The 3483-nt window shown below is 64.0% G+C and carries 5 protein-coding genes; 3 read left to right on the forward strand and 2 right to left on the reverse strand.

The genetic code is table 11. The features are described from left to right. Positions 1-52: 52 nt before the first annotated feature. Positions 53-850, reverse strand: a complete 798-nt coding sequence (locus ALII_RS0112880) for a crotonase/enoyl-CoA hydratase family protein (RefSeq protein ID WP_024587719.1) — start codon at positions 848-850, stop codon at positions 53-55. Positions 851-1000: 150 nt separating this feature from the next. Here ALII_RS0112880 and ALII_RS0112885 point away from each other — a divergent pair, with 150 nt between their 5' ends. Genes ALII_RS0112885 through ALII_RS0112895 form a run of 3 tightly spaced genes read left to right on the forward strand, consistent with a single transcriptional unit; the run spans position 1001 to position 2984 of the window. After that, the gene (locus ALII_RS0112885; RefSeq protein WP_024587720.1) at positions 1001-2020 is read left to right on the forward strand and encodes a TRAP transporter substrate-binding protein; all 1020 of its coding nucleotides are present in this window, start codon (positions 1001-1003) and stop codon (positions 2018-2020) included. Continuing rightward, complete coding sequence (locus ALII_RS0112890) at positions 2017-2478, forward strand: DUF3237 domain-containing protein (protein WP_024587721.1); 462 nt, start codon at positions 2017-2019, stop codon at positions 2476-2478. The genes ALII_RS0112885 and ALII_RS0112890 overlap by 4 nt, the downstream gene beginning before the upstream one ends. Beyond that, positions 2475-2984, forward strand: a complete 510-nt coding sequence (locus ALII_RS0112895; protein ID WP_024587722.1) for a MarR family winged helix-turn-helix transcriptional regulator — start codon at positions 2475-2477, stop codon at positions 2982-2984. The genes ALII_RS0112890 and ALII_RS0112895 overlap by 4 nt, the downstream gene beginning before the upstream one ends. Here ALII_RS0112895 and ALII_RS0112900 read toward each other — a convergent pair. Continuing rightward, a complete protein-coding gene (locus tag ALII_RS0112900; protein ID WP_024587723.1) occupies positions 2981-3400 on the reverse strand; it encodes a thioesterase family protein in 420 nt (139 codons plus the stop codon). The two genes, ALII_RS0112895 and ALII_RS0112900, sit on opposite strands and share 4 nt — an antisense overlap. Between the last annotated feature and the right edge of the window lie 83 nt (positions 3401-3483).

Consider the following 3483-nt stretch of genomic DNA (forward strand, 5'->3'; position numbering starts at 1 on the left):
TCCCTCCCCCTTGTGGGGAGGGATAAAGGGTGGGGGTCCTCTTCGCAAAAACCTACCTGAAATTCGGCTTCCGCTTCTCCAGAAACGCCATCAGCCCTTCCTTCGCATCCGCGCCCGTCTGCGACAGCGCGGCGCTCAGGCTCTCCGCATAAAGCCCATCGGCCCGTGACATGTCGTTGATGCGCGCGATCGACTGGATGATGAGGTAGTTCACCAGAGAGGCATTGTCGGCGATGTCATTGGCAAGCGCGAATGCCTTGGCCAGCCCCTCGCCCTCGCCGACGAGATAATGCGCAAGCCCCAACCGCTCGCCCTCTTCCGCCGTGTAGAGCCGCCCGGTCAGCATCATCTCGGTCATCCGGTCCGGTCCGATGATGCGCCCGACGCGCACGGTCGCGCCGCCGCCGACGAAGATGCCGCGCTTGCCCTCGGGCAACTGGAACTTCGCCGAAGGTTCGGCCACCCGCACATGCGTCGCAGCCGCGATCTCCAGCCCGCCGCCCATCACCGCGCCCGTCAGCACCGAGACGACCGGCACGCCCGAAAGCTGGATCTTGTCCATGATCGCATGCCAGCCGCGCGAGTGACGCAGCACCTCGGAGGCTTCGCGCTCGGATTGCTCGCTCAGGTCCAGCCCGGCCGAAAAATGCCCGCCTTCTCCCGAAAGCACGATCGCGCGCACGCATTGCGGCACGTTGGAGAAGAAGCTGGCGAGCGCGGCCAGCGTCGCGTCGTTGATCGCATTGCGCTTGGCCGGCCGGTTGAAGGCCAGATGGGCGATCCGCCCGTCGATCGTCACGCGCAATACGTCATCCGCGCCGCTCTTTGACGAACCCGTCATCGCATTCATGTCGATTTCCCTCGCAGGCGGCCCGTCCGCGCCTTTTCGCTTGATTTAATTGTTCTGTATCATAACAATCGAATTTCGTTCAAGCTGCAGGGAGGAAACCGGCAGCTTGCCACGGCAAAACTGTCTGGCCAAAATGTCTGGGAGGACATCATGAAGCTCGTGAAGACCGCAATTCTCGCGGCGCTCGTCGGCACGTCGACCGGCGCCTACGCGCAGGAAGAAGTGAACCTGCGCCTCGCCCACTGGCTGCCGCCGACGCATCCGGTGCAGGAAATCGCGATGACCGACTGGATTCAGTCGATCACGGAAGCGTCCGAAGGGCGCATCGGCATCACCATCTTCCCGTCGAGCCAGCTCGGCGCGCCGGCCGACCACTACGACATGACGCGCGACGGCATTGCCGACATCGGCTACGTCAATCCCGGCTACAATGCCGGCCGCTTCCCGATCTACGGCCTGGCCGAAATCCCCTTCCACGTCTCCGATTCCAAGCGCGGCGCGGTTGCGCTCCACGAGTGGTACGACCCGATCGCCGAGACCGAGATGTCGGAAGTCTATTTCTGCCTCATCAACCCGCACGATCCCGGCACGATCCATTCGAAGACCGAGGTCAAGGTGCCGGAGGACATCCGTGGCAAGAACATCCGCCCGGCGCACGCCACGATGGCGAAGTTCGTCGCCCGTCTCGGCGGCACCTCGATCCAGGTTTCCGCGCCCGAGGCGCGCGAGGCGATCGCCCGCGGCACGGCCGACGCGATGACCTTCCCATGGAACTCGATCTACATCTTCAGCATCGATTCCGAGACGAAATATCACCTCGACATGCCCTTCTACATCTCCTCCCAGATGCTGCTCTTCAACAAGTCCGTCTATGACGGCCTGTCGGAGGAAAACCGTCAGGTGATCGACGATCACTGCACGCCCGAATGGTCGGGCCGCTTCTCCGAGGGCTGGGTCGACAACGAGGCGTCCGGTCGCGACAAGATGATCGCCGACGACAGCCACACGCTCTACGAGCCAAGCGTCGACGAGATTCAGCTCTGGCGCGATGCCGCCGCGCCGCTGCTCGACGATTGGCGCGCCGAGGTCACCGCCGTCGGCGGCAATCCGGACGAGCTCTACGAGGGCTACCGCGAAGCGCTGACCCGGCACGACGCGCTTTACGAATGACGGATGGACTGCGCCTCGCGCATCTGTGCGACCTGAAGGTCGAGCTCGCCGCTCCGGTCGAGCTCGGCCTCTCCCCGCGCGGGCGCCGCCGCATGATCCCGATCGTCGGCGGCACCGTGACGGGCGAGCGCCTGTCCGGCCGCATCCTGAACCTTGGCGCGGACTGGCAGACGATCTTCGCCGACGGCTCGGCGGAACTCGACACGCGCTATGCGATGGAAACACATGACGGCGCCGTCATCGACATCCGGAATTTCGGCTACCGCCACGGGCCCGCGGAAGTTCTGGACGCCCTCGCAAAAGGCGAAATCGTCGATCCATCGCGCTACTATATGCGCACGCAGCCGCGATTCGAGACGGGCGATCCCCGCTATGCCTGGCTCAACAGGACGGTCTTCGTCGGCTCGGGCGCGCGCGAGCCCGATTGCGTCAAGATCGCATTCTACGAGGTCCTATGAGCGACACGACCACGAGACCGCCCGAAACCGCCAAACGCGGCCGTCCGCGCCTCGACGAATTGAGCGCGACCGACCTCGGGACGATCCCGGCGCTCGAGGCGATCATCGGTTATCGCCTGCGCCGCGCGCAGCTTTACGTCTTCCAGGATTTCATCGAGAGCTTCGCGCGCATGAAGCTGCGGCCTGCCGAATTCTCGGTGCTCTCCGTCATGGCGCGCAGGCCCGGTCTGAAACAGACCGAAATTGCCGAGGAACTCGGCATCAAGCGCGCCAATTTCGTCGCCCTGATGGACAGCCTCGAAAAGCGGGGCCTTGCCGAACGGCGCAAGGCGGACACCGACAAGCGCTCCCATTCGCTGCACCTGACGCCCGAAGGCGTCAAGTTCGTGCGCAAGATGATGGCTGTCTGGACCGCGCATGAGGACCGGCTGGTCGAAAAGCTCGGCGGACCCAGGGAGCGCGACCGGCTGATCGAACTGCTGGACCGGATCGTCGCGCCCGACTAGCCGTTCAGCGCTGCGACCACCTCGTCCGGCATGGCGACGGCCTTGATCCGCGACGGATCGTCCAGATCGCGCCCCGTCCACACCCGCGTTTCATGCGCCTCGATGGCGACCTTGTCGCCCTTCAGCACCCTGTGCGCGACGTCGAAGCTCGACCGGCGAATGTCCCTGATCGTGCTTTCGATCGCGACCACGTCGCCATAGCGCGACGGGATCGAGAACGTCGCGCCGGTATCGACCATCGGAATGCCGACAATGCCGAATTTCTTCGTCCACGCGATCTTCTTCATGCCCAGCCCCTTTTCGAGGAGATAGGCGGTCGACGCATCGAACATGGCGAAATAGCGCGGATAAAAAACGATCCCCGCCGCATCGCAGTCTCCCCACTCGATCTCGACGTCGCGTGTGTTCGTCAGCATTCGTGTTCCTCTTACTTATAGGTCCTGATCCGTCGCACCCCCCTCTGTCCTGCCGGACATCTCCCCCTCAAGGGGGGAGATCA

It is taken from the genome of Aliihoeflea sp. 2WW (genome assembly GCF_000497755.1).
GTDB lineage: Bacteria > Pseudomonadota > Alphaproteobacteria > Rhizobiales > Rhizobiaceae > Aliihoeflea.

Excerpts from the sequence above, each read along its gene's own strand:
- ALII_RS0112895 (WP_024587722.1), top strand. The coding sequence starts at position 2,475 with ATGAGCGACACGACCACGAGACCGCCCGAAACCGCCAAACGCGGCCGT.
- ALII_RS0112880 (WP_024587719.1), bottom strand. The coding sequence starts at position 850 with ATGAATGCGATGACGGGTTCGTCAAAGAGCGGCGCGGATGACGTATTG.
- ALII_RS0112890 (WP_024587721.1), top strand. The coding sequence starts at position 2,017 with ATGACGGATGGACTGCGCCTCGCGCATCTGTGCGACCTGAAGGTCGAG.
- ALII_RS0112900 (WP_024587723.1), bottom strand. The coding sequence starts at position 3,400 with ATGCTGACGAACACACGCGACGTCGAGATCGAGTGGGGAGACTGCGAT.
- ALII_RS0112885 (WP_024587720.1), top strand. The coding sequence starts at position 1,001 with ATGAAGCTCGTGAAGACCGCAATTCTCGCGGCGCTCGTCGGCACGTCG.